The organism is Serratia sp. 506_PEND, from assembly GCF_001076875.1.
GTDB lineage: Bacteria > Pseudomonadota > Gammaproteobacteria > Enterobacterales > Enterobacteriaceae > Serratia > Serratia marcescens.
In genome coordinates, this window is sequence record NZ_JVEL01000609.1 from 1 (window position 1) to 1,336 (window position 1,336).

Consider the following 1,336-nt stretch of genomic DNA (forward strand, 5'->3'; position numbering starts at 1 on the left):
GGTTTAACGCATCAGCTATGTTGGGTAATGGCAGCAACTATATTGAATTGCTTATGGGAGGGCAGGATACAGATGACCCAAAAACACTATTTCCAGATTCATCTTGTGAACTCATTATCAGTAAAGATACTAAAAATATTCATACAGAAATTGCCAGATTTAAGTTGACAGTGAACGAAAAACATAAAATCACAGCTCGTGAATCCTCACACTATTACGGAGGTCCATATAGTTCGAAAATTATTGAAGGTAATGCGGTAAATAATAGAAGCTATCATGATGATAATGGTTTATATAAATTGAGTAGCAATCTCATTGTTCATGACTTACCTTTATGGACATGGGAGAAGGCCACGCCTGTCACGGATAAAGATCTTCCCATGATCCGTAAAGCATATGAAAAAATATGGTGGATGATGCAACGTCGTGATATTGATGGTCTTAAAGAAATTGCGAAAATATCAAGCTCAGAGATGGCATATGCAGAAGGAACGACGACAGGGATGATGTTTGTGTCTACTGACTTTCCTGCACATGTCTTGGATAAATCATTGACGCCCACACCTATTGACTGGAGTAAATATACATTAATGACTTATAATCATGGTCGCCTATTTAGAATGGGGGTGGGGTATTTTCAGAATTCACCATTAGGGTTCAACAATTCAAAAGGGAAACCAGTATTTGGTTATTCACCTTATTTTTCTATTATTAATGGGCAAGTTGTTTTAGTTCGTTGATTATTCTCTAAATCAATAAGTTAAATGAGGGCGTATATGGGAAATGCAGTAAAAATTGGAGATAAAGATACTGGTCATGACAGCCATTCTCCTACACCAGTGAGTTCAGGTTCTTCATCTGTTAATGTCGATAATAAACCATTAGCGCGCAAAGGTGATACTCTGATATCTCATGGTCATAATCGAATGATTAGCAGTGGCTCATCAAGTGTTTTTATCGATGGGAAACCAGCAGCACGCACTAATGATGCTGTTAGTTGTGGTGGTATGTTGATTGGTGGTGGTAGTGTAAACATTGGTTGATTTTGTCTGTTATCATATTTCTTAAAAAATGCTCACTTTACTTCATTTTGATCTGCGAGGTGTTGTTTTTCTTGTGAGATTATTTCTTTACTTTTATATAAATTGAACAGGTGTTATATACATGGCAACGATTATCAATATGGAAAACAAAAAAACAGGTGAGACGGTAAAAGGGTTTTACGGTTTCTCATGGACGACGTTGTTCTTTGGTGCTTTTCCGGCACTGTTCCGTAAGGATTTCCTGACATTTTTAGGCGTCATTATTATCACTATTGTTGTGGGGTGTCTCACGT

2 protein-coding genes are annotated in these 1,336 nt (G+C 37.1%); both read left to right on the plus strand.

The window, feature by feature from the left end; translation table 11 throughout:
* The coding region (locus ADK28_RS32325; RefSeq protein ID WP_161802736.1) for an IdsF at positions 1-740 on the plus strand (740 nt) is incomplete at its 5' end.
* A gap of 36 nt (positions 741-776) precedes the next feature.
* Positions 777-1,043 (plus strand): PAAR domain-containing protein, encoded by a 267-nt coding sequence (locus tag ADK28_RS30735; protein WP_075202160.1) that lies wholly within the window; start codon positions 777-779, stop codon positions 1,041-1,043.
* Positions 1,044-1,336: the final 293 nt, after the last annotated feature.